Origin of the sequence: Methanothermococcus thermolithotrophicus DSM 2095 (assembly GCF_000376965.1) — an archaeon.
GTDB classification, from domain to species: domain Archaea; phylum AGJL01; class Methanococci; order Methanococcales; family Methanococcaceae; genus Methanothermococcus; species Methanothermococcus thermolithotrophicus.
This window is the reverse complement of record NZ_AQXV01000035.1, coordinates 1-26816: the sequence shown is the minus strand read 5'-3', so window position 1 is coordinate 26816 and position 26816 is coordinate 1. Positions and strand designations below refer to the sequence as shown.

Below are 26816 nucleotides of genomic sequence, written 5' to 3'. Positions count from 1 at the left end.
CCGTCCGCCATGGACCGAAGTCCATAGACTCGCATGGCTTAGTCGAACCCCAATAGCAGTGACCTCCGGCGGGATCAACCGGAATTAGTTGCCTTTAAGGCAACTACTCTCGTGGAGTACGTAAGGAATTGACATTGGTCGTTACTAGGTTTCACCTAGATTGTGGGCTTACATCCAACCTGAGCTCTTTTAGTCAGGTTATCACATTTGCATAATATGACCGTGATCTGGAGTTTGTATTGTTTTTAGGTATGAAACAATAGTATTTATTGAAATATAAATATAATTATTGTGAGGTGATTACATGGTTCAGGACATTAACAATAAAGAAATCATGGTAGGTTCCTACGTAAGGTACATAAACACCGGGACCAAAGGAATTGTAAAAGAGATAAAAGAAATAGATGGTGAGGAGTGGGTAGTTTTAGATAACGACCTCATGTATAAGCCATATATATTGGAAATCATCGAATATGACAATGAAAATGAAGAAGTAGATGAAAAAGAACTGATAAAAAAAGTTTTAGAAAATGAAGAAGTAGATTTAAGTGGTTCTTTAGACACGGATTCATGCGGTGCTGGATAACATTATATTTACTTTTTTAGGTGAAATGATGGATGCTAACGATGAACTTAAAAGATTGGAACGGGCCAGAGAAATAATAAGAGAAATCATCAGGGAAAAAGGCCGAGAAAACCTATATGACCTCACAGGAATTGCAGGAGGCTTCGAAATAAGTGGTGAAGATATTTGTATTCTTGAAACATACATTGGGCCCGCATTATTCTCAGAAAAATTAAACGAATTAGGAATTCAACATTTAAAAGGAGATTCAAAATTACATAAAGCCGTAGGGTTCAATAGAACTTCATCTGCAATATTGGCAACCATTATGGCTTTATCAAGCCACTTAAATAAAGTTGTCCATTATGTTCCTGAAAAACCATCGCATCCTTCAATTCCAAAAAGCTGTAAAATCTTCAGCCTTGAATACTTTGAAAGTGACTGCCTTGATGAAGTATTGGAACTCATAGATAGTAAAACGCTAACCATAATCACCGGAGCCACCATGGATCATAAAATAGTTAATCTAGAAACTGCAAGAAAGATAATTCACCATAGCAAAGAAAATGGATCCATCATTTTTATGGATGATGCATCGGGTGCCAGACTAAGGTTACTTTACAATCAACCATCTGCACTTGAATTAGGTGCTGATTTAGCAGTAACTAGTACTGACAAGCTAATGAACGGACCAAGAGCGGGTTTAATGGGTGGAAGAAAAGATTTAATAGATAAAATATATTCAATGGGTTTAAAATACGGCTTAGAAGCTCAAGCACCTATTTTAGCTGCCATGGTAAATGCTCTTAAAAGTTTTAGATTAGATGGTTTAAAAAAGGCATTTGAAAGGGCTAAAAAAATTGATTTACATCCTCTGGAAAAATTGGGATTAGTATGTGAAAAGACTCCAACAGGGTTTGTAATCAAAAACTTCTCAGATGAAGAATCAGTAAAGATTGCCCTAAATCTACTTAAAAATCATGGAATAATAACAATAGCAGCAGTGGGAATGCCTGGAGCAAGTAAAACATTGAGAATAGACTTTTGCTCAAAAGATGCTGAAGTAGTCTCAAATGAGTACATTATAAACGCAATTATTGATTCAATTATCGTTGAATAAAATCCTTTGATTTTCATAACTCTTTGCTCACTACTAACTTCGATCACTACGGTTGAATAAAAAAATAGTAGGCAAATGCTATTAATTTTCAGATTTAACTAGTTTCATTAGCTCCTCTGGCCTATGTAATTCCCCTCCAATTTTATCCACTAAAACAACATCACATTTAGCATACTTCATAACTTCCCCATGTATCTGACCTAGGTTCATTTCTGGAACAATTATTTTTGAAGCCTTTAAACCACTTATAAGTTCTCCAGGGAATGGGTAAACTGTCATCAGTCTTATGTACCCAACATCTACTCCTTCCTCTCTAAGCACCTCTACAGTGTGTTTTACAGTTCTTGAAGGAGTTCCATAGCACACGAATATTGTTTCACTATCAAGGTATTTTCCTTCGTACTTTACAATATCATCTTTATTTTTCAATATCTTGTTGCATATTCTTCTAACTAATTTATCGTGCGTTTCTGCAGAAACATCAGGATAACCATATTCGTTGTGGGTTAATCCAGTTATATGAATGTTGTAACCTTCCCCAAATACAGGCATTGGCGGAACTTCCTTGTCAAAAGGATATGGCTTTTTACATGGCTTTTCATCAGGGAGCTCCCTATTTATTATTTCAAAATTATCATGTAAAACCACTTTTTCCCTCATGTGTCCCACTATTTCATCACTCATTAAGAAAACTGGAACTCTATATTTTTCTGAATAGTTAAAAGCCATTATTGTAAAGTCATACATCTCTTGGACTGATGATGGTACCAAGACGATAGGCTCATAATCACCATGGCTTCCCCATCTAACTTGCATCATGTCTCCCTGACTTGCAGCAGTAGGTTGTCCGGTTGAAGGTCCACCCCTTTGAATATTAACTATGACACAGGGGGTTTCAGTCATAAATGCGTAGCCTATATTTTCCTGCATCAAACTAAATCCTGGCCCACTTGTGGCAGTCATGGATTTTGAACCTGCCCAGCTCGCACCTATAACTGCGGCCATGCTTCCAATTTCATCCTCCATTTGAACATAATTACCTCCCACTTTTGGAAGTTTTTTTGCCATTCCTTCCGCAATTTCTGTAGATGGGGTTATTGGATAACCTCCGAAAAACCTGCAACCTGCTTTTATGGCTCCTTCAACACAGGCCATATTTCCCTGCATAAATTCAACTTTAGTCATGAGTTATCACCTTACCAAGATATTATATACTGATGATGAATTATACAACATTATTATCGAAAATACTATTTATTTTTCTGTAACGTAGTTATATAGATTTTCCACATTTTCCCTTATTCCATATTTTTTAAAGTATCTAAGTAAGTTTTCCAAATCTCTTTTTAAATAAAATTCACTATCGTACTCAACTTCATCAAATGGTAAATTATATATCTTTCCCTTTTTTCCAACTTCTATAGCTTGAGGCCAGTCTATAATTACAAAGTTCCCTTCTTGATCTACCAAAATATTGAATTCACTTAAATCTCCATGAACGTATCCTAAGTTATAGGCCTTTTTTACTTCATCAATAATATCCCAGAAGAACTTATTTATATCGATATCTAGAGCTCCTAAATCTACCTTTTTTAATTCATCCCCATTTAGTTTTCCCATAATAATTGCATGCCTATTTTGTTCTATTGGTTCCGGGACTTTAACTATGGGAAAAAGCCTATCTAAAACATTAAATTCCTTTTCTGCAGTTAATCTAGAAGCATAAAGCCAGCTTATATGCCTTTTATTGGCTAAATAATCCCTATACCTTTTTCCTCTTGTAAAACAAGTTCTTCCTAACTTATGGAACTTTAAAACTGCTTCTCTGTTGTTTTCAAGAAGTATATTGTACACGTCCCCTTCCTTTCCAACTCCCAATTTACCTCCTATTGCAACAATAAGGCCTTTTTTAACAAATGCATTTATAGCCAGGATATCATAACCCCAGTGAGAAAGTCTATATCCGTAGCTAGATCTATTTATGAGTTTGAATTTATCCAGTCTTCTCAATCTGAAAAGCACTTCTTTTCCATGAAAACCCGTTTTTCTAATTATTTCATCTAATGGAACCCATTCATGGTGTTTCATCAGTATTTCTATTATCTTCAGTACTTTCCAGTCTTCTTCCTTCATTTCTTTTAAAGTATTGATTAATTTTTCTATGTTTGCACCTCCAAATGAAGATAGTGAATGATCTTCGATAAGTATCAATTGACATTATTTTATTAGATTTATTATAACTATGGATTATTATTTAAATTAAATATTGGTAAAACTTTCATTAAGCATCAATTTTTCATATAAAAGTAGATATTTAGTAGATGATATATATAATTTGATTAGTATATTTAGTTAAATAACATGTTAAATAACGAATAAATCTAAATTATTTGGTGGTTGAGTTGTTTTCAAATGCCGTAAACTCATTAATAGAAAATTTGGAGGTTTTAAAAAAATTCGAACTCGATGACGAATTAAAAAATAAAGTAGAACAATTTTTAGAAATTATAACCAACTCAAAAAATATCTTTATTTATGGAGTAGGTAGAAGTGGACTTGTTGGAAAGGCATTTGCCATGAGACTTATGCACTTAGGATTAAACTCATATTTTGTGGGAGAATCAACCTGTCCAGCAATTAAAAAAGGGGATTCATTAATAGTTATCTCATGTAGTGGGGAAACATCCTCTGTTGTTAATGTTTTAAAAAAAGTCCAAGATATGAATAAGGAATCAAAGAATATTAAAACTGTTTCAATAACACGAAAATGCAATAATACAGTTGAAAAATTATCCGACCTTTGGATACCTTTAGAAATATTGAATAAAAAGGATTTTCCAATGGGCACACTTTTTGAAGAGATTTCCCTCATATTTTTGGACATAGTAACTACATTACTAATGAAAAAACTTGGAATCTCAGAAGAGGAAATGAAAAAAAATCACAATAACCTACAGTAATATTATATAATTATTTAAGCTAATCTTTGATTATACCGTTTGACAAAAGAGAATATTATATTTACTCACATATCAGTAATTTTAATGGTAATGTTTAATTACAACTATAAACGACCATATGAATAATAATATAAAAAATCATCATAGGTGAAGCCATGAAATTCGGATGGATACTGGCAAATGGAGAATCATGGGATGAAAGGAAAGAAAACGTAAAAGATGCACTGGAAAGTTCAATTCCAGGTGTAATGGTTAACAGAGAAGATATTGAAAGTGTAAGAGAACTAGGAAACATATCGGTAATATCAAATGATTTAGGTGCAGATATTGTTGTAATAAACAAAAACGAAGATTTAGAAATTTTAAAGAATGCATGGGAACTGGGCAAAAAGACTGGAGTCTATGTTCCTATTGAAAGTAAAGAAGATGAAGTATTTGCTTCAGAAGTTAGCAGACTCGAATACGTCAACTACATTATTTTGGAGGGAAAAGACTGGACAATAATTCCTCTAGAAAACCTCATTGCAGACTTATTTAATGAAGACGTAAAAATAGTTGCAGTAGTTAACAGCGTTGATGAAGCTGAAACATCCTATGAAATCTTAGAAAAAGGTGTTGATGGAGTCGTATTAATTCCGAAAGACACCAACGAAATCAAAGAGTTCTCAAGATTGATAGAAAAAATGAATGCAGAAAAAATAGAACTAGATGTTGCCACAATTGTAAATGTTGAACCTGTTGGAAGTGGAGACAGAGTTTGTATAGATACCTGTTCAATGATGAAAACTGGAGAAGGTATGTTAATAGGTTCTTACTCAAGAGGCATGTTTTTAGTTCATTCTGAAACTGTTGAAAACCCATACGTTTCCACAAGACCATTTAGAGTAAATGCTGGCCCAGTCCATGCATACATCCTATGCCCAGGAAATAAGACAAAATATTTAAGTGAGTTAAAAGCAGGGGATAGAGTCTTAGTAATTAACAGCGAAGGAATGACAAAAGAAACAGTTATTGGCAGAGTTAAAATAGAAAAAAGACCATTAATGCTTATTGAAGCTGAATACAACGGAGACATAATAAGAACTGTACTCCAAAACGCTGAAACTATAAGGTTGGTCGGAGAAGATGGGCAACCAATATCTGTGGTAGATTTAAAACCAGGGGATAAAGTTTTAATAAAAGCCGATGAAAACGCAAGACATTTTGGAATGGCCATTAAAGAGACTATTATAGAAAAATAGGCATAATGCCAATTGGATCCAACTTTTTTAAAGGAGTTGGATGGAGATTGGATTACCAGTTCCTTATTAACTACTAAAAGACATTACCAAGTAAAACGGTAGTGCATTCTTTGGATCCAACCTTTTTTAAAGGTTGGAAGGAAACCATTATAGAAAAATAAACAAAAACTTCACTTCTTATCTTTTTTAAATTTAAAAATTAACATGGGATGAGTATGAGCATAAAAATAGGTAAAACAGAATCCAAATTGAACAGTATAATTGAAGAAGAAGGAGCTCTCTATTTTGTTTTAATTGACCCTGATGAAAGTAACTATGCAGAAGTTGCAGAAAAAGTCAAAGATTACGCTGATGCCATAATAATCGGAGGAAGCATCAGCATAACAAACTTAGACGAAATTACAAAAGATATAAAAGAAATTACAAACCTTCCTACGATTCTATTCCCTGGAAACGTAGATGGACTAACACCTCATGCCGATGCAGTATTTTACATGTCACTTATGAACTCCAAAAACCCGTACTGGATGATAAACGCCCCTACATTAGGTTCAATTACAATTAAAAAGTATGGTCTGGAAACCATACCAATGGCGTATTTAGGTATTGAACCTATCCAAAGAACTGCTGTAGGGTTCGTTGGAGAAGTTAACGAAATACCTCAGAGAAAACCAGAAATAGCTGGGATGTACTGTTTATCTGCATCATACTTTGGAATGAGATGGGCATACTTGGAGGCGGGAAGTGGAGCAGAATATCCAGTAAGTAATGAAATAATAGGTATTTCAAAAAAATTAAGTGGCATAAATATTATAGTCGGAGGGGGCATCAGAAAACCAGAAATAGCCTATGAAAAGGTTTTAAGTGGTGCTGATGCAGTTGTAACTGGAACGCTGATTGAGAAAAATCCAAATGCAGTTAAAGAAATGAGGGACGCCATAAAAAAGGCCGGAAAAGACAAATTGAACAAAAACCGAAGGTTTTTGTAGCTCTTCGCTCACTTCGTTCGCTCCGATTAAAAAATAAAAAATAAAATTATTTATTTTTATCATTGTTTAACTTCCAATTTTCCATTATTCCATTCTAAATAATATCCTCCTGTCCCTATTTTAGACATATCGAGTATTGGAACTATACCTGGAGTAGGGTGGATACCCATTTTTTTCTGGAATGAAGTTTGTTCTTGGAAAGTTCCGCTATTTATCATTGCCACGCCTTTGTATATACCGTATCCGTTAATATGGATATGGCCGGTATGGAATATATCGGGCTCCCGTTCAATTGCCAGATAGTCTATATGTTCTGGAGCAATTGGGCACCTTCCACCATAGGTCGGACATAAATGCCTTCTTTTTAAAAGTTCTTTCATTATCGAACTGGGTTCGGTATATTTTGCAGTTGAAATTTGACCTATCACGTCGTCGAAACTTCTACCATGATACAGCAATAAATCTAAACCATGAATATTTACCATTCCTGGATTTGCTACAAAGGTAAAGTTATCTCCTTCAAAGAGATTTGTTATTTTATCAGGTAGTGCAGGCTGTGGTTCAGCAGGTCTTAATGCATCGTGGTTCCCTGGAGAGATTATTACTTGGATATGATCTGGAATCTGTTCTAAATATGTTGCCACTTCCCTATATTGGGAAATAATATCCACTTCGTATAAATCATACTCCTGACCTGGATATATCCCCACTCCATCAACCAAATCCCCGGCAATTGAAATATACTTCAACCTACTTACGATTTTTTCCTCTAACCCATTATTCACATCCCCATTTAAAAACTCTATAAACTTCTTAAATGTTTTTTCCATGAATTCATGACTTCCAACGTGAATATCTGATAAAAATGCAGTATAAACTTTTTCATCAGTACATTTAGGGCTTCTTGGAGTTACGTCTGGTCTTATGGCCCTATTGGCAAACATTGCGTCTCCCTTATCGTTAATGGCCCCTTCAAAGCCAATAACTTCATCCAGTAAAATATCGTCAGGGAGCTCACCATTTAAAATCTTGTCCTTCATCATGAGAACTGTGAAAGAATCTTTTTCGTCCTCTATTATTATCCTTTTATGGCCGTTTTTGGTAGTATTTATTTCGGTGATTATTCCCACAACAAAAACGTTATCCTCTCGTTTCCTGTTGTAAATTTTACTTAAAGGATAGGCCCTTCTCCCAGATTTAGCCTCTATAATCTTTTTAATTCTGTTGTATCTATCTCTAAAGTATTTAACAAAGTCTTCAATTGTACCTTCACAGGTAGATTTTCCAGTTACATCTATATCATTGTAAACATGCAGTTTAGTTTCAATATCCTTAGCCAGATAATTAATTTTTTTATTTATGCTTTCCCTTATGCTCCTTATCTCATTTAACCTATAATTTCTTTCACCATCGCTATCTTTAGTACTATATTTGCACTCGATACTGTCCTCCTCTTTTACTTCAACTTTCTTATACAACTCTTCAACCTGTACCGGAGCTCTGTTTAAAGGACTATCCAATATGTCTTCAGTTGAATTACTAATACCATCTTCCAACTGTCTTCCTACTTCATTTAAATTAGGTTCAATATGTTGAATAGAATTTACGTCTTCTTCTTTAGAAAATCCATCAGAGGTATAGTATGCCATAAAATCAAAATTTTTATAATTATTCAAAATATTTTCCAAATCATTGTTTAAAAAAATGTTTAAAAAATGAGCATCTAATAGGATCATGCTATCGTTTGAATTCTTAAATTTTTTAATTTTATTTATTAAGTTTAATCGTCTGTTTTCTTCGAGCTCTTTAATTCTTTTGTAGGCGTGCGGTGAAAGTAGAACCTCAGCACTTAAAAAGTCCTCAATCATGTTTCCACTATCCTTTATTTTTATTTTTACTCTGATTCTGGTTTAAATTCCGATTTAAATTCTGGTTTATACTATAACAGAGGTAGTCTAACGGATGTATTACATTTCTTCTTTTGCAAATTTCATCAGGTTTGCAGTAATAACTAAGTCCCTTACCCCCATCCTCCTTCCAATTCTTACAGTATTCACAGTGAGTTATGTGGTTTGCAACTTTGTAACCTATGTTATTACTTATATAATATTTAGTCTTTTCAACGTCAAAATCACCAACTGATTTAAAGATAGTTATAATCTCATTTAGAAAATCTTCCACTTCATCCTCTTTTGCAATATCCAGAGCTCCTGTATCGTTTATCTCATTGTTCTCAATAGGTCTTAAGTTAGGATCAAACTTGGCCACAAACCAATAAACCACAAAACTTCTTCTTGCGTAGTGGGAAGGAGATCCACCACTTAGGATGTCATTTAATATTCCTCTAATACATGGCGGATGCCACTCCATTGGTATATTTCCCTTGTAGTTTAATGCTTTAATACCTTCAAGACCGTCAAAATCAACCTTATCCTTTAAGTAATCATTTATTTTATTGAGAAGACTTTTTACCTCCTCGCTTTCAGGGAGCTCAACTCTCTTAATTTTTTCAACGAGCTCCCTAAGTTTAACCCTTATACACTCCTTTGCATAGGTTTCCCTGACCTTGCAAATATTAACATATCCATTATCTATATCCATTCTTTCCAAATGGAGATCGTTATTTCGAGATAACGAAGCTATGTTTATAAATTCCCAGATTGGAATTTTGTTTGGAAGTTTTTCCTCCATTTTTTCCCAGTATTTTTCAGCATATTTCCTAACGTAAATACTGTGGTATCTTGTGTTTGCCACTAAAGTTAATATTAAATAATCAACCAAATAATTCAAATTTTCAATTTTTTCATCATATAACTTCGCATATGTTGTTAAATCTTTACGGTAATCCACATATTGTTCTTTATAACTCTCACTGTTATCATCTACTAAAATATATCTTAATTTTGAAATAACTAGAGAACCATATTTTTTAATTGCCTCTAAAAAATCGACATCCCTTACCTTATCAAGCTGTTCCCAGAACATAAAAACCACAGTTGAGTAAAAATTAAGAGTTAAAATATATATTAACTATATGTTGCATTAATGCTGTTGCATCATGTAGAGGAATATGGCAACTTCCCCTATGGCTGCAATGTCATTTTCAACTACGTACCTTCCAGACCATTTTTCGAGCTCCTTCTTTGTAAACCCTGAGGAAGAACCACAAAATACAACTAAATCCCTATCTCCGATACTGCTAAAATCAATTTTTTCATTGCATATTTCCTTATTTCCTATCAATATTACGTTTTCAGGTTTTAAAATTTCAACTGCATCGTCAATATCTTCAAAGAACATTAAATTTTTATTTAACTTTAAGGCTATTTTTTGAGCTATAGGTACCCCATTCTGTGCAGCTGAACCTATTGCCTTTGTAATTATTAATGTATCCATTCCCATGCCAAAGATTGTCTTGGCAAATTCTTCCACCTGTTTTGAACTGTGTGCATTGTGTAATACTACAAACATGAAACCACCTCTAATTGAATTGATTATTTCCAACCCCTTTATAAATCGAAGCAAATTTCAAAGTGATTTGTCTCAGTTTATAAAAGGCTTGGTTTTATAAGATCCTCCAACTTACATATACCTACTCAACTTCGTTGAGTAGGTATCCTATTTTGGAATCATCGAGCGAAGCGAGATGAGCTACAAAAATCACTTCGTGATTTTTGTTCAATCCAAGCCTTTTTATAAAAGGCTTGGTTTTAAAGCTTTGGCTATGACTCTTGAAAGAGTAGGGGGAACACTTTCTCCAACTTGGTTATACTGTGACTCCCTACCACCTACAAATATATGATAGTCAGGATATCCCATTAATCTAGCTTGTTCTCTAACAGTCAACAGCCTATCCTCATACGGATGTATAAACCTTCTTTTTCCCATCACAGTTTCAGAGATTCTATGAGGGTGTAACTTAATATAGTTGTCCAGGACACCACAGGGGCTTTTAAATTTAACCAGTCCTGAGCCATATCTAAGTTTATGAAGCCTTTTTAAAAACCTATTTGACAGGGGAGCTCCTTCATGATTTAATATATTTTTACCGATTTCCAAATCTTCAATTACCTCAATAACATATACTCTTTTTTCTGCTTTTTTTGGTTTTATTTGAACATTTGAAACAAAAACCCTTTTTCTCTCGGAAGGATTTCCATAATCTTCAGCCCATAGGGTATTGAAGTATATATCATCATACCCTACTCTCTTAAATTCTTTTTCTATACTTTCCTTTATCTCATAACTTAGAATCCCGGGAACATTCTCCATAACAAAAACTTTTGGCTGTAAATCTCCAACTATTCTAATGTACTCGAGAACCAGCCTTCCCATCTCATTTTTATAAAGCCTATCGATTGGATTTTTTTCTCGTTTTGGATTTGCTCCAGTGTAGGCTTCACAGGGAGGTCCTCCAATAACTAAATCAACTTCTTCGGTATCATGAACTTCTTTAATTTTTCTAAGAATGTTTAAAGAGTGAATGTTTCTTATATCATCATTTATCACTACAGGGTTCAATCTATCGTATTTGTTCAGTTTTTTAAACTCTACGATGTCTTCAGATGTTAGAAAGTCTTCCAGTTTAAAATACATGTCCTTTTGAACTAAGTTGTTATATCTCTTTTCATAGAGGACTCCGTTATAATTTAAAGCATAAGAATTTGCGGCATTTTCATCTATCTCAATTGAAAGTAAGGGAACAAATCCTTCTTCTACAAATCCACGAGAAAATCCGCCACAGCCACAAAATAAATCTATAAATTTCATACTACCACACTGATTCCTTATAGCCGTTCTACGAGGATATTCAACAGGCCCTAATTTAAATTAAAGTTGTTGAGTGTTTTTTCGGAGCTCCGAAACCTTTCAGGTTTTTGTTCACCGAGCTCACGAAGTGAAGTGAGCCATAAACTGTAGAACGACCATGAAAATAGAGAGACGTAACTATTCATATATCATAATCCCTATATAAAATTAAGGCTAGGTGGAAAAATGGTAGTTGAATATATGTTAAAGGACGATGAAATAAAAAGAATACTACAGGAGAGCAGGACTGTGGTGGTTGTGGGCATTTCTCCAAACCCTGAAAAACCCAGTTATTTTGTTTCAGAAAGTGTTAAAAAATGCGGATTTAAGATTTATTTTGTAAATCCAAAGTATTCTGGACAGGAAATATTGGGAGAAAAAGTTTACCCCGCTATAAAGGATATACCAGATGAAATCGATATAGTTGTCGTATTTAGAAAACCTTCGGAAGTTCCACATATTGCTGAAGAAGCGAAGGAAAAAGGATTTAAAACTTTCTGGTTACAGCCCGGGACGGAAAATAAAGAAGTTGTAGAACAATTACTAAAAGAAGGTTACAAAGTAGTGGTTGGAAGATGTATTAGAGTAGAATGTCGAAAAATTTATAATGGCTAATTCTACGAATCATATAATTCAATGCATACTAACAAATCCAATTTTTAATTGTTAATATATTATTATTGCAGAATGGTCATAGCTACGACCAATAATATTCTAATTAAATACAATATCTAGGTGATACAATGAACATCCTAAGAAGGGGACGACTGGGAAACAACGTCAAAGAAGAGGTCATGAGATACACCACAAGCTTGGATTTCGACAAAGAAATATTTGAAAGTGATATACTGTGCGATATAGCTCATACCATCATGTTAATGGAAAGAAACATAATTCCAAAGGAAAACGCAGTTAAAATAATAGAAGAGCTCAGGGAAATAATGAAAAAAGGAATGGATAGTTTAAACTTAGATCCATCCTTGGACGACATACACATGGTTATTGAAAGTGGGCTAATAGAAAAACTTGGTGAAGATGTTGCAGGAAGAATGCACACTGGAAGAAGTAGAAACGATGAAGTTGCAACAGATCTGAGACTTTCACTAAGGGAAAAAATACTTGAAATTCTGGAATTACTGATAAAAATGGAAAAAAATATCTTAAAACTTGCAAAAGAAAACAAAGAAACTCTTACTGTTGGATATACGCACCTACAACATGCACAACCGGTCACGTTTGGACATCTACTATTGAGTTATGTTTCTGCAATTGAAAGAGACATCTGCAGGCTTTTAGATGTTTATAAAAGGATAAATATTTCACCTCTCGGATGCGGAGCAATGGCCACAACTGGATTCGACATAGATAGAAATAGAACTGCAGAACTACTCGGATTCGATGGATTAATTGAAAATTCAATGGACGGGGTTTCTGCAAGGGATTTCATAGTTGAAACTATGGCCCACCTATCGATGCTTGGAACAAACCTTTCAAAAATCTGTGAGGAATTGATACTATTCTCAACCTATGAATTTGGAACAATTGAAATAGCCTACGAATACACTTCAACATCCTCAATAATGCCTCAAAAGAAGAATCCAGATGTTGCAGAGATTGCAAGGGCAAAGTTATCAACATTGAATGGAAACCTAGTAAGTGTTTTAACAATTTTAAAAGCACTTCCGAACACGTACAATAGAGATTTGCAGGAAATAAGCCCGCATCTATGGAAAAGTGTATATACAACAATAGACACCATCAAAATGATCGATGGAATGGTCTGTTCTTTAAAAATAAACAAGGGAAGAATGAAGGAGCTCGCAGAAAAGAATTACTCAACTGCAACTGAATTAGCAGATACTTTAGTTAGAGAATGTGGAATAGCCTTTAGAATGGCCCACGGTATTGTAGGAGAGGTTGTAAGGAAATCTATTGAAGAAAAAAAGGAAGTTATAGATATTGTTGACGAGGTTCTGGAAAAATATAACATAACTCTTGAAAAAGAAAAAATAATAAATGCACTTGACCCTATGGGGAATGTTAAACTAAGAGATGTAATTGGTGGTCCTGCACCAAAAGAAGTTGAAAGAGCCATTAATTCCTTTGAAAATAGAATAAAAACCTATGAAAAAGAAGTAAACGAAAAAACTGAAAAAATTAAAAAAGTAAAAGAGATACTACTGGAATCAGAAATAAAATAATATTATAGTGTATTAAATACCCTCTTTACAATCATGGTAGCATAGCATCCCTTATCCAGTTCAAACTCCAAGCATATTTTATACTTTCCTTTATTTAATTCATCCTTTTGGAATTTTCCGTGGTTAAAGTTCTTTGGAATGGATAAAATATTTCTTTCGTGGTATTGGAATTTACCAAAATCTATTTTATTCAAATCGTTCATTTTGATTTTCTCCTTTTTCAAAGCCTTTTTAATGATATTTTCAGTCTCGCCTTCATAGGCTATATCAGGAGCTATTGTTGGAAACTTTGTTCCCTTAAGTTCCTCAAAGATATCCTCATCCAGATCTTTATAGAATAAAAAGGTCCCGCAGGAGTAATCCAAATAAATTCTATCCTCCTTTGGAACATGATTTTTTAAGAGCTCTTTTACACACTCATTCCAGAGGTAACTCTGATAGGCAGAAACAAAAAGCTGTTTTAACCTGTTATCCATGTAATCAAAAGCTTTTTTAAAATCCCCTGAATCTTTAAGTTCCTTTAGCATGTTGTTGAACATTTTACTTTTTATATTGTTCTCTTTAAGGTAGTTAAAGCATGCGGTCCAATCTCCCCAGTTTTTATCAATAAATCTCTTTAAATCTTTTATTCTCTTGTTTTCACTTTTTTTATACTTGGTAAGTATTATTTTCATTGCCTCTTCATAACCGTTCTTTAGTATCTCCTTTACTATGAACTTTCCATAAAATGCACTGCCAAACCTTTGTTCATCATAATAGTTCGGAGCTCCTTTATCCAACGCCCTTAAGTTGTCGCCTACTTTTAAAAAATGTTCCTTTTTTATGTCTCTAACTGTAATCTTAAACCTGTTCCCCTCCAAGTCTCCTATTTTTAAAGGTTTAACTGAAGTTCCCACATGTTGAAGCTTTAAATTCTCCTCATTTAGTGAGAGAATTCCATATTCTTTTGGGACTGTAATGTATTGTGTGGTAATACCGTGTCTATCTTTTAACCCACAATAGCCTATGCTCTTTAAAGGAACCTTGAAATATTTTGAAATATAAGAAAGAGCTCTCAAATTCTCTATATTCTTCTTTTTTAATGAATAAATATTATAATTGACTTCTTTATTTCCCATATCTTTTATATTCTCTAAATTTACAATCTCTTCAACTATAAAATCTTCAGGTATCTGTTTAAGTTTCATAATAACACCATAAAAAGTAATATCCAACAAAAGGAAAAAAATTAATCAAGATAGTTTATAAAATATAATTATTTACATTTTAAATTGATTCTATTTCTTTGATCTCTTCCATACTTTTTTTATCGTTTCTCTTGGATACGATTTCCTTTATTTTTTTGAGTACCTTTAAATTCTTGTTGCAGAGTTTTTTATATTCTTTACAGTATTCTATAATATCCCTATAATTAGTTTCAAGTACGTTTTTATCGTATTTTGAAATTTCATGAGCAATTATCCCTTTTATAACTCTATCACTCGAGAATAAAAATACTGGATGAATCCATATTATTACCCTATCACCTTCTTTTTCCACAACTGTCTTAATATTTTCCAAATTCATAAAAACGTCAATATATACTAAAAACTCCTTTTTGACCGTGCTGTTCTCCAGCAGCTGATAGACAATAGAATCAGCCATTAAGTCAAATTCTTCAAGCCTTTTATCCAGTTCCTCATCGTTTAGCTCTGTCCATCTCAACATTCTCTCTCTATGTTCATAATTTATACCTGATGATGGATTAACTACTTCAAAGGAACTATCCAACTCAAAAGAATAGTTATCTGATTTTCTTGACGATAGATGAATTGTTAAAAGCCCATTATCTATATTTTTTAAATTTACCTTTCTCAATTTGTACTTTCTGTTTTGAGCCTCAAAAGAAGGAATATGTTCGCAGTCGTCCAAATTCCTCATTGAAAATCTTCTGTTTTCATCATCAATTAAATTAAATCCCTTAAATTCAACATCAACCATGTTGGCCATTATAAGGTCTTTTGAGTATTCGTCCAAATTCTTATAAATATCGTTCAAAATTCTTTTAACCATCTCTTTTGAGTCCATTTTTTCACCAAAAAGTGTTTATCCGCCTTCCCTTAAATACCATCCTTTATCAATAACATTCTTGATCATTTTACCATCATAATTTCCAATTCCCAAGAATTCCATGTTTTTATTAAATACTACTACTTTACCATGACCTTTTAACTCTAAAATCGATGATTTAAATATATCCCTACCATAAAGAAAGAGATTTTCCCCTTTTTTATTCACAACAGCGTAATTTTTAACTATATCTTTGGAAATAATGGACATTCCTTCTAAAGATAATAAAAATTTATTTTTTCCATTTTTGGTAACTATTTCTCCAAAAATCACTCCTGCGTTGTAAATATCTTTAAAGTTTTTTAGACTCTTTAAAACATCCCTACCTGCGTAGATAACGTTTATCTGTTTTCCTCCCAAAGCCCACAGATTCCCATATTGAAAATCTTCAGCGTTTTTTAAGTATTTCTTTAGTTCATCTTTTATTAGCTGAATCTCAGCTTTTTTTAAACGCCTGTGTTTCATAATTCACCTTTTATCTTTTGGTGCGTATTATTGCATATTACATATATTTTTATTCTTCCCTATTTATTCTAGATAATGTTTTCCCCACATAGCTATTTATTCTTTCGTCAATATTTTTCCTTAGACTCTCAATCACTTCCATATTTTTATCACTTATTTTTATTTCTTCATCAACATAAGGCGTGTTTTTAAGCTCCTTTTTTCCCTGTAGTACTTCAACATCTGAAAATGTGCCAAGTAAATCCCTACCTGTTGAAAGTATTTCTTTTTCTACGGTAATTCCTTCTTTTTTTCCAAACATGCTAAAAAGCGGAAATTTAGTTATGGTGTTTGAACCGGACATTACAAGAGGTCCGATATTGGTTAGTTTATCAACCCAAGTTCCAGTTACTATTTTCATCTTTGGAAAGTTTATTCTAACAGAGGAAACCCAATTCATATACTCCAGGGTGGTTATTGAAGTTTTTCCTTGGAAAATTGTATTTTTTTGAGGGTTTAATGAGTAAAATGTTATTCTGTCCAATTCCAGCTCTTCAATTAAATTCAGTAGTTCTCCAATATCCTCTTCTTTTTCACCCAATCCAAGAATTATGGTTATTCCAGTTTTTAAACCTGCATCTTTTGCCTTTAAAAGCATTTCCTTTGTTTTATCCAAGGGTTTTTGAGGGCATAAATAATTGTGCAGTTCTTCATTTACAGTTTCGACAGCTCCAACGACACCTTCAATAACATCCAAATTTAAATTTTCAAAATCGACTATACCTACATTTAGATATTGTCTTGACTTTTGTACATAAGCTATCATTTCTACAATATCATTTAGTTCGTTGGCACTATAACCATAACCTCCAGATATAAATTCAAGTTTCCACCCTATTCTCTTCATTATTATGGCTTCAGCAAGTATACTTTCAATCTTTCTTCTTGCTTTTTTAGGATCCTTTATTCTATCCTTCTGAGTTGACATGTAGCAAAATTTACATGGGTCTGTTAAATTACAGTACCAACCTAAAAAAAGGGCCCTTTCAAGGGATATGTCATTTCCAAAATGCTTTTCAGTCAATTTAAAAGCCTTAATTGAGTTTTCCAATACTTCTATTGAATTCATAATTTCTACCCTCTATCACTATTATCAAAAGTCAAAATATTTAAAACCTTGTGGGACATAACAATCTAACAACTAAATGATTAATAGGTTTATTAAAATTTTTAAAATATATTTTAATAACCTAAAAATCCGGTTACATTGTATTTTCGAGCAAATCGAAGTTTCGACTTTATAACGGCATGTAATCTATATTTAATAACATATTGTAGTACCACTCATAGGATGACATGCTACTAAATATATTGCATATGCATAAACACCCGGTATATATTCTTATAAGAGGGGGCAGTATGAAAAACGTTAAATCAAAACTAAGTACCACGTTAAATATAAAATATGATGGTAAGATCATAACCCAAAATCAAATGAAAATATTAAAACTAATCTCAGAAAAAAAATCACAAAATAAAGTTGCCAATATTTTAAATATACCTCCCTCCACGGTAAACATCCAATTAAAGAGGCTTGAAAAAAAATTAGGTTTTAAATTAACTTACTCCTCCCCCTCAGGCACAATATTAACTGATGAAGCCCTTGAACTGCTGGAATACTATGAATCGATGAATAAAAGAATATCAGAAAACCCATTTATCGCCTGTGGATTTATAAGCGGTGAAATAGGTAAAATACTGTTTGATGATATAGTGGTATCTTCTTTTGGAAATGTCTTAAAACTTTACAATATGGGATTAACAAACATTGTAGGTATAGATGACCCATACTGGAGTTTTAGAATGGGAGAACCTGTTCCAGTAGCTTATGATCATTTTGTGATGGTGTATAAAGAAGATTTCGATTTTAAAAATCTCATAGGCATAAGTCATTCTGCACAAAGAATTGTATGGAAAACCCTAAAAAATATGAAAATTGATTTTAGTGTGACAAAAGTTGTTAAAAACCCATATTACGCTATTGATCTAGTTGAAAATGGATACAGCCTATTTTTAAATAAAGGGCTTCTAAGATACGTTAAAAAGGATTATATAGTTGAAAAGCCCGACTTCTACGAAAAAACCCGGCACACCATAAACTTCATTTTAAATATGGAAGACTATGAAGATGATTTTGAAAAATTAGTTTTAAAAAAGAGAAAGGAAATAAGTTCTGCAGGTTTTGAACCCATCTAAGTTATGAATTGATATTATTGAGGTATGTTACCACCTGGGACCATTACTGTTAGTTTTACTTGTTTTACCCCTTTCTGAGATGTTAACTTATCAGTTAATTCTTTAATTACCTTGGCATCGCCTTTAACCAGTATAACTTCCATGCAGTGATCATGATCCAAATGCATATGTAGTGTTGCTATTATTAAATCCTGATAATCATGCTGTATACTTGTTAACTTTTCCATGACGTCGGATGCGTGATGGTCGTATATTATTGTTATTGTTCCAGCCCTTTCCCCTTCTAAACTATGTATCCACTTATGTTTTATTATATAATCCCTTATGGAGTCACGAATAGCTTCGCTTCTACTTGCATACCCCCTATCTGCAATTATCTCATCGAATTCTCCAAGTAATTTAGTTGGCAATGAGATACTTATCCTATCCATATCTACCATAGTATCAGCCTCCGAAGAGCATTTTAAATCTAGACACATAATACATTTATATGTATATGAAAAGTATTGATTTTTATAAAATGATAATATTTAATAATATTATAATGATGATATTTAAATATTATGTAATAAATGGTGAAAAATATGAGCGTCATAATAGGATACTATGGAAAAAATGGAGCGGTAATTGCAGGAGATAGAAGGAATATTTTATTTAGAGGCGATCCTAAAAAAAGAGAAGAGCTCGAAAAGAAACTATACAGTGGAGAATTGAAAAGTGACGAAGAACTTATCAGAGCTGCCAAAGATCTTGGAATTAATATCCATATAGATGATGAAAAAATCAAAGTAAGAAAAATAGAGGATGTCTTAGTTGGGGAGGTCAGTTCCATAGGAGCAGAATCCAAGAGAAGAAGAATGTATATAACAAAGGGAAAATGTGCAATTATAGATATATTAAATGATACAATTACTAACAAATCCATAAGAGAAGGAAGTAGTATAGTAGTATTTGGGAATAAATATATAAAGAACCTTGTCCAGCAGGAATTAGTAAAATATAAGAATAAAATCCTAAAAATGAGTATTTTAGAGATAAAAAATCTATTTGAAGAGATATTGAAAAACTGTAATAACCCTACTGTAAGTAAAAAGTATGATGTATTTTACACGGTGAATTGTAGTAAAAACTTCGAAGAGACCATTGAAAATGATATAAAAGATTTATTTAACTACAGAAACGAATTAAATAAAAAAATGTTTGAATTTGGAAAAATAATGACTATAGTGAATAAAATAGCAAATGAAGGAGAAATTGGGACAATAAAAAACGGAAAATTGGTTTTAAATGACGATCATATTGCCATAGATAAAGTATGCCCTAATCCAAAACTATTTACTGAAATAGAGGTTGAAGGGAATTTTGAAGATGGAGATATAGTTGTTATTGAAAATGGAAATATGAAGATAAAGGGAAAAAACGAAAACATTACTACAAAGTATATAGTATGTAAAAAATAATTAATTAATTATTATTTTCTTTCCCAATAATTCATCTATATCAACATTTCCAGACTTTATTTCCAACATGGCGTTTGAATATACTCTTGATCTGTAAGTTTTCCAAGGTTTCATATTTTTTACAGTATCTACAACTTCATCGTCCATCAAAAAAATAATATCCAAAGGATATTTTACAAAGTATGTATGAATATGAATCTTTCTTTTTTTGTAAAGAAACAGTAAACCCTCATCATCTTTTATATTCCTAAACATCAATCCAAAGGCCCGTTTTACAAAGTTATCGGCTAATTCTATATTATATACTTTATTACCTATTTTTATCGTTGGCATTTAAAATCCCCTTTTTGTAAGGTACAGGTATGTACTGTACAGAAGGCCTCTGATTCACAGGTTGTTTGTAGAGGTCGAATAAATCATAAACCTTTTGAGGTACGTCGGTATTTATCTTAATTCCCATTTCCTTTAATTTTTTAACGGTTAGTGGATAGTCATGAGTCCATTTTCCACTTGAAAGTATTTTAGCCAGTTCCCATGCCTTTTCATCATCATCCAGTTTATCCTTCAAGAGCTCATAGACAAACTCGGTAACTTGATTTATGGCCTTTTTAGATATATCTGCTAAAATCAAAGTTTCATCATCCAGCTCATCTACATATTTTGTATTTACAGTATTTAAAATGGAAGCTGCAGGATATTGACCTATTTGTGGATCCACAGGACCCATTACCGCATTTTTATCCATTATTATTTCATCTGCAGCAAGTGCAATTAAGCTACCCCCACTCATTGCATAATGAGGTATTATTGCAGTGGTTTTTGCCTTATGTTCCTTTAAAGCCATTGCTATTTGTTCGCTGGCTAAAACTAATCCCCCCGGTGTGTGGAGTATTATATCAATAGGCATATCTTCAGGAGTCAGCCTAATGGCCCTTAAAATCTCTTCACTATCTTCAATATTTATGAAACGATACAGTGGTATGCCAAATAGGGCCAACTGTTCCTGCCTATGTATTAATGCAATCACTCTTGTTTTTCTTTCACTCTCTAAATTCTTTATAAATTTGTATCTTTGTAATAATTTCCACCTAAACATTATCTGCGGATAGACAAACAGGAATAAGAAGAATATCCAAAAAAGACCTGATGGATCCATAGTTACACCCTACTCTTATTAAATTAAACATTATGAAAATACAATAATAGTTATCATTATTTTACACTATATATGCTTTTTATATACTTTAACATGTGTACCGAAAAACCGATAGTGAAGCTACCCCAAACATACAATCAATATTTATTTTCCAGTTTTAGGATGGCTTTAGTTTTTACGACGCAACCTACCAATATTTAAATATCGGTGTAATATATATTAGTATCGTACAATCCTCTGAGGTGTACTCATGAATAACATCAACATAAATTCAATTAAAATCAAACCTGCACTCTCAAAATCGATAATGTTATCTGACGAAGCCATGGCTTTAAAATACATTATTTTAGAGCCGATAGGATTCCCGATTAGGATAAATGGCGAGAATGTAAAGGTTAGAGTCGAAGACCCTAAATTATTCAATGTATATGCGAGAGACCAGTGGGTTGGAGAGATTGTTAAAGAAGGAGATTACCTATTTGATAATACAATTATCCCAGATTATGCTTTCAAAGTAGTTTCAACATATCCGAAAGAAGGCGGCATAATAACAAAAGAAACACTATTCAAGTTAGAAACTAAGGATGCATGCAGTGAAGGCGATTTCAAAAAAGCGAGATTCAGTGAAGTCATAGGTCAGGAAGAGGCAAAGAAGAAGTGTAAAATTATTATAAAATATCTACAGGACCCTGAGCTCTTTGGAGAATGGGCGCCAAAAAATGTGCTATTCCACGGAGCTCCAGGAACCGGAAAGACATTGTTAGCCAGAGCTCTAGCAACTGAAACTAATGTTCCACTATATCTTATAAAAGCCACTGAGCTCATAGGGGAACATGTTGGAGACGGTTCAAAGCAAATCCAAAACCTCTATATGAAGGCTTCAGAAAATAGCCCCTGTATCATATTTATTGACGAGTTAGATGCTATTGCATTAAGCAGGCAATACCAGTCACTAAGAGGAGATGTTTCTGAAGTTGTAAACGCTTTATTAACTGAATTGGATGGAATAAAAGACAATAAAGGAGTAGTTACAATTGCAGCTACAAACAACCCAGACATGCTCGATAGTGCAATAAGAAACAGGTTTGAAGAAGAGATTGAATTCAAACTACCGAATGATGCTGAGAGACTAAAAATAATGGAATTATATGCAAAAAAAATGCCAATACCAATTAAGGCTAACTTAAAGAAGTACGTTGAAAAAACTAAAAACATGAGTGGAAGAGAGATTAAAGAGAAATTTTTAAAACCTGCTCTCCATAAAGCCATATTGGACGACAAAGAGTTCATTGGGGAAAAAGAGCTAGATGAAGTTTTAAAAAGTATTGGTAAGAAGAGTACTCCTTCAGACCTATATTGCTGATTTAAAAAACATTTATTTTTATTTTTTGGATGAATTTATTTAAAGAAATCATCAATTTTAACTTGTTTTCTTTTATCATTTTTAAATAAACTGTCGATACCGTCTTTAATTAAGTCCAATCTCTGTTTTATATAATTGCTCGCATTGTACCTTTCTGCCATAGTTTGAGAAACTTCCATATATTTTTCTACAGCTCCTTTTGAAACCGTTAGTATTAACTTACTTCCGCACTTCTTACAAACTCCTTTTAATGGTATTCTCCTGTACTTTGCCCCGCATTTACATCTGACACTCTGTCTTGAAAATGCCCTTAGATTACCGATTAGATCTGGGACAAAGTGGGATTGAATAACCTTTTCTGCAACGTCTCTTTCATTTGTAGCCCTTATTTTTTTTGCTACATTCAACTGGGCACTGGTTTTTTCAAGCATGGATCCTAAAGTCTTATATGCACAAACTAATGGTCCCTCATCTATTCTCGAAGTTTCGTGAGTATAGCCGATACCTTCATATTGGGAAGGCTTACCCAATCTGTCCTCTATAGTTTGAATTAATTCCTTTACCTCTTTTGGAGAAACCATTTCAATGGTCTTTTCATAAAACTCAAGTGGGTACTCCCACACCGAATCCATGTTGTGAACTTCACCATCGACTTCCTTTGGATCAAGTATTGTTGTTAATACCAGTGGAGCATCCATCTGTCCCCCTCTTTTATCTGGGAGGAATTTTTTAGAGAAGTTCAGAAATGCGTCTAACAGTAGAAAGAAGGCGTCCTCATCGCCGTCGCAATTTCTCCTCTTAGATGCGTGGAAATAAGGATGTGCATAACCTACATTGGCTTTACTATAACCCACTATTCTTCCAACCATTCCTGCCGAGGTGTGAGGTGCCATACCTATAACTAAATGCCCTATCAAGTCTTCCTCATTGGTTACGTTGTAGAATCTCTCTCTTCCATAGTATTTTTCAAGTAGATCATCTATGAACTTAGCTACATTTACGAAGTATTTGGCACACTTCTCAGGGATTATCACATCCTGAGGTTTTAACTCTAAAACTTGCTCCCCATCTTCAAGAGGAGCTCCATGAATATCCTTAGTATATCCTAACCCTATTAATTTATCAATACTTGCATTAATTTCATTAGGTCTAAAATGTGTAACTGGGACATCGGTGCAGTCAAATCTTGTTGTACCATCCTTAAACACATATATATTATTCATTGCCCTTAATATCGCCTTTTCTAATGGTTCAACTACTTTTTCTTTTGAGGTCATACCTTTGATACATTTAACATCCCCAGGTTTGTTTATACCCAAGTTTTCTAAGGTTTTATACCAGTAGTCTTTCAAAGGTATGGTTATACGTGATGGCCCAGTTAAATTCACAGGAGCTCCACAGAATGGACATTTTCTATAAAGGCTTATTCTTTCACAGCGTGGACATTTACCATAGGAAACTTCCACATCGTCAGTTTTTCCTTCTTCAACAGCTTTATTTATCAATCTAACTTGACTTCCAGCGTTGCCTATTGGAAATAAACCATTAACTGGTGGTTTCATTTTTCTTTCTGCTGCCTTTTCAGGTCTTCCCATACGAGCTCCAACATAAACGTAGGTGTTTCTTTTTATCTCAAAAGGTGCCAACAAATTTATAAAATGCATGCTGTTCTTTGCTCTTGAATGGGCCTCGCCTATATCTTCAACTAAATCTATATTATTTTCAACGTCATAGCCAAGTGAGTAAAGAAGCGTATAGTATTCCTCGACTTCAACGGTCTTGGTTTCTCCATTAACTTTATGACAACAACCAATTAATTCTAAAATCCTTTTAGCATTTTTATGAGCTTCATTTTTAACATCGTAAGGAATTATCCAAGTATTACTCCTTTCATCGTAGTTTCCACTTAATACCCAATCCCTAAGTTGAAGTACATCATCCTTTGAAACATCGTGCCAACGATACGTATATTTTGGATGCAAAGGTGTTTTTGTTTTTAAGGCATAATTTACGGCGTCTTTTGGGGTTGGGTTGTTTATAAACTCTTTTTCATAAGGTATGTTTTTTGAAATTAGAATTTTTTCATACCATTCTTCACACCAACTACTTGGAAGTAATGGGTGGTTGTTCTCCAAAAAATCTCCAAAGTTAACTAATATATCCCCTAAAAACAATATTTCCTCTACTAAATTTCTATACTCCAGGGCTTTCTCAATGGTATCTATTTTAATTACACTTCCATTTTTTAATTTAACTATGGGGGGCTCTATACTATCTACTGGAACTACACAAGTTGCTTTTCCAGGTCTTTCAGTTTTTAACTGAGTTCCCACAGCCATGAAATCATCTACAAGATACATGAGCGCAGGGTGAAATCCATCCGTTGCAAATCCTGTGTTTCTACTTCTTCCATACCTTAATCTAAATCCTCCCTTTTTTGAAGGATGTGCGAAAACAGGCCTTCCCGCAATAACCTCCCCTATAAATTTGGTTATTGCCTCAATTTCAATATCATCGTAATCCGATGAACCATCATCTTCATATACATATTCCTCCTCATTTTCTTCCTCTTCTTTTTTTTCAAAATCAACTTCTTCTTTTTTATTTTTTAATTCCTTTAACCAGTCCCATCCTTCTATTCCTAACTTATCAACATGTCTTAAGATTTTTGGAGCCTTTAAAAGTACCCCTTCTACTAATGCAAGTAGAGCTCCACCCCTTATTTGGTTGGTTTCTACCCTATCCAAATCTCTGTGACCACTAACTTCAACGTCATCAGTGGCTTCTCCAGTAATTTCAACTGAGATATTTTTAACTGCAGCCCTTATTTCCTCAGCTTTTGGGGAATACTGGAAGCTCCCAACCTCTGATTGATAGAGATCGACTTCTTCAACATATCTTTCTATCTCATCCTCAGTGGGAATGTACCTATTCAAACCCATGTTTTTTCTAACATAGTCCCCTACCAAAACCGCCAAAGCCTGAGCTGTACCTCCTGCACTTCTAATAGGGCCTGCAAAATATATTGCCAAGTATTCACTACCATCTTTATTTTTCTTTATTTTAACATGGGCTATACCTTCAAGTGGAGCTGCTACAATTCCCTCAGTAATAACTGCTAGTGCTGTTCTTATGGCTTGTTCAGCTGCCATCTCCCTATCAAAATTTCCAAATCTTCCTTCAACAATTTCTTTGGCAATTTCTAATGCTGCAGGCTCCTTACCAAGTTCTGAAACTAACTCTCTAATTCTCTCTGCTACGCCGTCAGGCCCCACAATACCCTCTACCCTATCAGCCATATCTTTTGCCAAAGGTATTTCCACACTTTCAGCTACATCAAAACCTTTGTTTCTACACTCCTCGGCAATTTTGTAAATTTTTTTGACATCTGTTAAAATGTGATTAAAATATTCTTCCATATCTTTTGAACACGCAACGTGAAACATGATTTCACCTAAGATGATAATAATATGCCTATTATTACATTATTATTAAATTAAAATTTAAAACACCATTAAGTTTAATTATGTTATTTAATTGCCAAATATATAACTCTTCTAAAAAATAATAAATTTAAATTAATAAATATAATTTACTAAAAATAAAAGGCATGAGGGCTATAGCCCGCCTTCTGTAATTTCGGCGACATTCAGCTAAGCGCTAATGCTTGCACCCGTGCAGAATGGGGCCGTTTCACCGATTCCTTAAAACTCCTCAATTTTCGGATATCATCGTCATCTGTTTTAAGGCCGTGTCGTTTCTATGCCCCATTCAATCCCTCTCGGGATTGTTGCACATAATGGGTGGGCGGAGCTTCCTCCCAATTGGATAGTCACCAGCCCTCTTGCCTGTTGGATTGTATAAATTAAAATTCCATATAACACTCGAAAATTCGAAAGTAGATTGTAAAAATAAAAGTGGCTAACGGCGTCACCCTGTTCCCACCAGATGGCAGTACTTAGGGTATCGCTGGAGGGCTTAATTTCCGAGATCGGGACGGGATCGGATGTGGCCCCTCCGCTATGACCGTTATGCCAGAGAATAAAAAGTGCATAAGCCCCTTGTGTCTTTAAGTGTCCAGATATTCTGTTTGTATCCCTCGAGCGATTAGTACCAGCGAGCTAAACACCTCGGTTACCCTTG

The 26816-nt window shown here is 33.7% G+C and carries 24 protein-coding genes, 2 rRNA genes and 1 other RNA gene; 10 read left to right on the top strand and 17 right to left on the bottom strand.

Translation table 11 applies throughout. The features are described from left to right. Positions 1–85, bottom strand: a 16S ribosomal RNA gene (locus F555_RS0102500); the annotation flags it as partial. A gap of 219 nt (positions 86–304) precedes the next feature. On the opposite strand from F555_RS0102500, the gene F555_RS0102495 reads away from it, so the two are divergent. Together F555_RS0102495 and F555_RS0102490 are read left to right on the top strand one after the other, a co-directional pair. Beyond that, positions 305–586: a DUF2098 domain-containing protein gene (locus tag F555_RS0102495; RefSeq protein WP_018153646.1), complete on the top strand. Its 282-nt coding sequence runs from the start codon at positions 305–307 to the stop codon at positions 584–586. Positions 587–614: 28 nt separating this feature from the next. Beyond that, positions 615–1685 (top strand): TIGR03576 family pyridoxal phosphate-dependent enzyme, encoded by a 1071-nt coding sequence (locus tag F555_RS0102490; RefSeq protein WP_018153645.1) that lies wholly within the window; start codon positions 615–617, stop codon positions 1683–1685. Positions 1686–1766: 81 nt separating this feature from the next. On the opposite strand, the gene F555_RS0102485 is transcribed toward F555_RS0102490, so the two are convergent. Together F555_RS0102485 and F555_RS0102480 are read right to left on the bottom strand one after the other, a co-directional pair. Beyond that, a complete protein-coding gene (locus F555_RS0102485; RefSeq protein WP_018153644.1) occupies positions 1767–2870 on the bottom strand; it encodes a 2-oxoacid:acceptor oxidoreductase subunit alpha in 1104 nt (367 codons plus the stop codon). Between the two features lie 69 nt (positions 2871–2939). After that, on the bottom strand, positions 2940–3818 hold the full coding sequence (locus tag F555_RS0102480) for an RIO1 family regulatory kinase/ATPase domain-containing protein (protein WP_018153643.1): 879 nt from the start codon (positions 3816–3818) through the stop codon (positions 2940–2942). Between the two features lie 260 nt (positions 3819–4078). Between F555_RS0102480 and F555_RS0102475 the strand changes: the two genes are divergently transcribed. From F555_RS0102475 to F555_RS0102465, 3 genes are all read left to right on the top strand, one after another. Then, on the top strand, positions 4079–4645 hold the full coding sequence (locus F555_RS0102475) for an SIS domain-containing protein (RefSeq protein ID WP_245547854.1): 567 nt from the start codon (positions 4079–4081) through the stop codon (positions 4643–4645). A 155-nt stretch (positions 4646–4800) separates the two neighbouring features. Next, entirely contained in the window at positions 4801–5886 is a 1086-nt protein-coding gene (locus tag F555_RS0102470; protein WP_018153641.1) for a 3-dehydroquinate synthase II, read from the top strand. Between the two features lie 215 nt (positions 5887–6101). Next, positions 6102–6875 carry a geranylgeranylglyceryl/heptaprenylglyceryl phosphate synthase gene (locus F555_RS0102465; RefSeq protein WP_018153640.1) on the top strand — a complete coding sequence of 258 codons (774 nt, stop codon included), beginning with the start codon at positions 6102–6104 and terminating at the stop codon, positions 6873–6875. A gap of 59 nt (positions 6876–6934) precedes the next feature. On the opposite strand, the gene F555_RS0102460 is transcribed toward F555_RS0102465, so the two are convergent. The 4 genes from F555_RS0102460 to F555_RS0102445 all read right to left on the bottom strand — a co-directional run bounded on the left by F555_RS0102460 (position 6935) and on the right by F555_RS0102445 (position 11645). Next, complete coding sequence (locus tag F555_RS0102460; RefSeq protein WP_018153639.1) at positions 6935–8743, bottom strand: DNA-directed DNA polymerase II small subunit; 1809 nt, start codon at positions 8741–8743, stop codon at positions 6935–6937. Positions 8744–8750: 7 nt separating this feature from the next. Next, complete coding sequence (locus tag F555_RS0102455) at positions 8751–9860, bottom strand: hypothetical protein (protein ID WP_018153638.1); 1110 nt, start codon at positions 9858–9860, stop codon at positions 8751–8753. A gap of 57 nt (positions 9861–9917) precedes the next feature. Beyond that, a complete protein-coding gene (locus tag F555_RS0102450) occupies positions 9918–10346 on the bottom strand; it encodes a RecB-family nuclease (RefSeq protein WP_018153637.1) in 429 nt (142 codons plus the stop codon). Positions 10347–10568: 222 nt separating this feature from the next. Then, on the bottom strand, positions 10569–11645 hold the full coding sequence (locus F555_RS0102445; RefSeq protein ID WP_018153636.1) for a DNA cytosine methyltransferase: 1077 nt from the start codon (positions 11643–11645) through the stop codon (positions 10569–10571). Between the two features lie 225 nt (positions 11646–11870). On the opposite strand from F555_RS0102445, the gene F555_RS0102440 reads away from it, so the two are divergent. After that, positions 11871–12299 (top strand): CoA-binding protein, encoded by a 429-nt coding sequence (locus F555_RS0102440; protein WP_018153635.1) that lies wholly within the window; start codon positions 11871–11873, stop codon positions 12297–12299. Positions 12300–12427: 128 nt separating this feature from the next. Continuing rightward, the gene (argH, locus tag F555_RS0102435) at positions 12428–13885 is read left to right on the top strand and encodes an argininosuccinate lyase (RefSeq protein ID WP_018153634.1); all 1458 of its coding nucleotides are present in this window, start codon (positions 12428–12430) and stop codon (positions 13883–13885) included. 2 nt (positions 13886–13887) lie between these two features. On the opposite strand, the gene truD is transcribed toward argH, so the two are convergent. The 4 genes from truD to F555_RS0102415 form a co-directional block, all read right to left on the bottom strand. After that, positions 13888–15072: a tRNA pseudouridine(13) synthase TruD gene (gene truD, locus F555_RS0102430; RefSeq protein ID WP_018153633.1), complete on the bottom strand. Its 1185-nt coding sequence runs from the start codon at positions 15070–15072 to the stop codon at positions 13888–13890. Between the two features lie 79 nt (positions 15073–15151). Continuing rightward, complete coding sequence (locus F555_RS0102425; protein ID WP_018153632.1) at positions 15152–15952, bottom strand: hypothetical protein; 801 nt, start codon at positions 15950–15952, stop codon at positions 15152–15154. Between the two features lie 18 nt (positions 15953–15970). Beyond that, a complete protein-coding gene (locus tag F555_RS0102420; protein WP_018153631.1) occupies positions 15971–16459 on the bottom strand; it encodes a PUA domain-containing protein in 489 nt (162 codons plus the stop codon). A 49-nt stretch (positions 16460–16508) separates the two neighbouring features. Further along, complete coding sequence (locus F555_RS0102415; protein ID WP_018153630.1) at positions 16509–17567, bottom strand: radical SAM protein; 1059 nt, start codon at positions 17565–17567, stop codon at positions 16509–16511. A 290-nt stretch (positions 17568–17857) separates the two neighbouring features. On the opposite strand from F555_RS0102415, the gene F555_RS0102410 reads away from it, so the two are divergent. After that, positions 17858–18694, top strand: coding sequence for a helix-turn-helix domain-containing protein (locus F555_RS0102410; RefSeq protein WP_018153629.1), 837 nt, complete (start codon positions 17858–17860; stop codon positions 18692–18694). 14 nt (positions 18695–18708) lie between these two features. On the opposite strand, the gene nikR is transcribed toward F555_RS0102410, so the two are convergent. Beyond that, positions 18709–19134, bottom strand: coding sequence for a nickel-responsive transcriptional regulator NikR (gene nikR / locus F555_RS0102405; RefSeq protein WP_018153628.1), 426 nt, complete (start codon positions 19132–19134; stop codon positions 18709–18711). 144 nt (positions 19135–19278) lie between these two features. On the opposite strand from nikR, the gene F555_RS0102400 reads away from it, so the two are divergent. Next, entirely contained in the window at positions 19279–20154 is an 876-nt protein-coding gene (locus F555_RS0102400; RefSeq protein WP_018153627.1) for a DUF2121 family protein, read from the top strand. On the opposite strand, the gene F555_RS0102395 is transcribed toward F555_RS0102400, so the two are convergent. Next, positions 20155–20487: a DUF192 domain-containing protein gene (locus F555_RS0102395; protein WP_018153626.1), complete on the bottom strand. Its 333-nt coding sequence runs from the start codon at positions 20485–20487 to the stop codon at positions 20155–20157. Further along, complete coding sequence (locus F555_RS0102390) at positions 20465–21310, bottom strand: SDH family Clp fold serine proteinase (protein ID WP_018153625.1); 846 nt, start codon at positions 21308–21310, stop codon at positions 20465–20467. Before F555_RS0102390 ends, F555_RS0102395 begins: the two co-directional genes overlap by 23 nt. Positions 21311–21560: 250 nt before the next feature. Between F555_RS0102390 and F555_RS0102385 the strand changes: the two genes are divergently transcribed. Beyond that, entirely contained in the window at positions 21561–22673 is a 1113-nt protein-coding gene (locus tag F555_RS0102385; RefSeq protein WP_018153624.1) for an AAA family ATPase, read from the top strand. A gap of 35 nt (positions 22674–22708) precedes the next feature. On the opposite strand, the gene F555_RS0102380 is transcribed toward F555_RS0102385, so the two are convergent. The 3 genes from F555_RS0102380 to rrf form a co-directional block, all read right to left on the bottom strand. After that, the gene (locus tag F555_RS0102380) at positions 22709–26119 is read right to left on the bottom strand and encodes a DNA-directed DNA polymerase II large subunit (RefSeq protein ID WP_018153623.1); all 3411 of its coding nucleotides are present in this window, start codon (positions 26117–26119) and stop codon (positions 22709–22711) included. A 162-nt stretch (positions 26120–26281) separates the two neighbouring features. Further along, positions 26282–26521: RNase P RNA component (gene rnpB, locus F555_RS09180), an RNA gene on the bottom strand. 71 nt (positions 26522–26592) lie between these two features. Next, positions 26593–26707, bottom strand: a 5S ribosomal RNA gene (gene rrf, locus F555_RS0102375). Between the last annotated feature and the right edge of the window lie 109 nt (positions 26708–26816).

Bases quoted from the DNA above. Each gene is read 5' to 3' on its own strand.
- F555_RS0102420 (WP_018153631.1), bottom strand. From the start codon at position 16,459: ATGAAACACAGGCGTTTAAAAAAAGCTGAGATTCAGCTAATAAAAGAT.
- truD (WP_018153633.1), bottom strand. From the start codon at position 15,072: ATGAAACTTAAACAGATACCTGAAGATTTTATAGTTGAAGAGATTGTA.
- F555_RS0102485 (WP_018153644.1), bottom strand. From the start codon at position 2,870: ATGACTAAAGTTGAATTTATGCAGGGAAATATGGCCTGTGTTGAAGGA.
- F555_RS0102495 (WP_018153646.1), top strand. From the start codon at position 305: ATGGTTCAGGACATTAACAATAAAGAAATCATGGTAGGTTCCTACGTA.
- F555_RS0102385 (WP_018153624.1), top strand. From the start codon at position 21,561: ATGAATAACATCAACATAAATTCAATTAAAATCAAACCTGCACTCTCA.
- F555_RS0102465 (WP_018153640.1), top strand. From the start codon at position 6,102: ATGAGCATAAAAATAGGTAAAACAGAATCCAAATTGAACAGTATAATT.
- argH (WP_018153634.1), top strand. From the start codon at position 12,428: ATGAACATCCTAAGAAGGGGACGACTGGGAAACAACGTCAAAGAAGAG.
- nikR (WP_018153628.1), bottom strand. From the start codon at position 19,134: ATGGTAGATATGGATAGGATAAGTATCTCATTGCCAACTAAATTACTT.
- F555_RS0102480 (WP_018153643.1), bottom strand. From the start codon at position 3,818: ATGAAGGAAGAAGACTGGAAAGTACTGAAGATAATAGAAATACTGATG.
- F555_RS0102390 (WP_018153625.1), bottom strand. From the start codon at position 21,310: ATGGATCCATCAGGTCTTTTTTGGATATTCTTCTTATTCCTGTTTGTC.
- F555_RS0102455 (WP_018153638.1), bottom strand. From the start codon at position 9,860: ATGTTCTGGGAACAGCTTGATAAGGTAAGGGATGTCGATTTTTTAGAG.
- F555_RS0102380 (WP_018153623.1), bottom strand. From the start codon at position 26,119: ATGTTTCACGTTGCGTGTTCAAAAGATATGGAAGAATATTTTAATCAC.
- F555_RS0102400 (WP_018153627.1), top strand. From the start codon at position 19,279: ATGAGCGTCATAATAGGATACTATGGAAAAAATGGAGCGGTAATTGCA.
- F555_RS0102440 (WP_018153635.1), top strand. From the start codon at position 11,871: ATGGTAGTTGAATATATGTTAAAGGACGATGAAATAAAAAGAATACTA.
- F555_RS0102415 (WP_018153630.1), bottom strand. From the start codon at position 17,567: ATGAATTCAATAGAAGTATTGGAAAACTCAATTAAGGCTTTTAAATTG.
- F555_RS0102460 (WP_018153639.1), bottom strand. From the start codon at position 8,743: ATGATTGAGGACTTTTTAAGTGCTGAGGTTCTACTTTCACCGCACGCC.
- F555_RS0102395 (WP_018153626.1), bottom strand. From the start codon at position 20,487: ATGCCAACGATAAAAATAGGTAATAAAGTATATAATATAGAATTAGCC.
- F555_RS0102450 (WP_018153637.1), bottom strand. From the start codon at position 10,346: ATGTTTGTAGTATTACACAATGCACACAGTTCAAAACAGGTGGAAGAA.
- F555_RS0102470 (WP_018153641.1), top strand. From the start codon at position 4,801: ATGAAATTCGGATGGATACTGGCAAATGGAGAATCATGGGATGAAAGG.
- F555_RS0102445 (WP_018153636.1), bottom strand. From the start codon at position 11,645: ATGAAATTTATAGATTTATTTTGTGGCTGTGGCGGATTTTCTCGTGGA.
- F555_RS0102490 (WP_018153645.1), top strand. From the start codon at position 615: ATGGATGCTAACGATGAACTTAAAAGATTGGAACGGGCCAGAGAAATA.
- F555_RS0102425 (WP_018153632.1), bottom strand. From the start codon at position 15,952: ATGGACTCAAAAGAGATGGTTAAAAGAATTTTGAACGATATTTATAAG.
- F555_RS0102410 (WP_018153629.1), top strand. From the start codon at position 17,858: ATGAAAAACGTTAAATCAAAACTAAGTACCACGTTAAATATAAAATAT.